This window comes from Catenulispora pinisilvae (assembly GCF_015356865.1).
Classification (GTDB): domain Bacteria; phylum Actinomycetota; class Actinomycetes; order Streptomycetales; family Catenulisporaceae; genus Catenulispora; species Catenulispora pinisilvae.
The window spans coordinates 1-838 of record NZ_JAAFZA010000542.1; the positions used below are offsets into that span (position 1 = coordinate 1).

Annotated in this window: 1 protein-coding gene; it reads left to right on the forward strand. The window is 65.2% G+C overall.

Annotation, left to right across the window (positions count from 1 at the left end):
- Positions 1-12 precede the first annotated feature (12 nt).
- Positions 13-838 (forward strand): condensation domain-containing protein (locus IZR01_RS49380; protein ID WP_323747333.1); only part of this gene is annotated, 826 nt, incomplete at its 3' end.

The window sequence follows — 838 nt, forward strand, 5'->3', positions numbered from 1 at the left end:
GCCTCTGGGTGGGTGGGTCTGGTCCAAGTTCATCACCTGATTCAGGACCACACGACACTCGACGTTCTGTTTGCGGAGGTCCAGGCGATTTCGGCCGGCCATGAACACTTGCTGCCGCAGCCGTTGCCGTTCCGCGATTTCGTGGCGCAGGCGCGGCTTGGCGTCTCACCCGAGCGTCAGGACAGCTTCTTCACCGAGTTGCTCGGTGATGTCACCGAACCGACCGCTCCGTTCGGTGTGCTGGATGTCCAAGGTGATGGCACCGATGTGCTGGAGTCCCGGTGGGAGCTTGATGCGGAGATCTCCGTCGGGGTGCGGCAGGAGGCTCAGCGTCTTGGGGTGAGTGCTGCGGCGTTGTTGCATGTGGCGTTCGCGCGGGTGGTGGCTGCCACCTCTGGTCGTGAGGACGTGGTGTTCGGCACGGTGTTGTTCGGCCGGATGCAGGCTGGCGCTGGTGCTGATCGCGTACCGGGTCTGTTCATCAATACCCTGCCGGTACGGTTCGAGGTCGGCGGCGTTGGTGTTGGTGAGGCTGCGGGCCGGATGCATGCGAGTCTGGCCGAGTTGCTGGCGTTCGAGCACACGCCGCTGGCGTCGGCGCAGCGTGTGTCCGGGGTGGCTTCCGGATCTCCGCTGTTCACGGCGCTGTTCAACTACCGCCACGCATCAGGGGCCGATGCCCAGGCTGCCGATGTCACCGCCACCGGTATGGACGGTGTCGAGCTGCTCTACGCGCATGAGCGGACGAACTATCCGTTGATGGTTGCCGTCGACGACGCGGGCACCGGTGCCGGGTTCGCGGTCTCGGTGCAGTGTGTCGCGCCGATCGACCCTCACT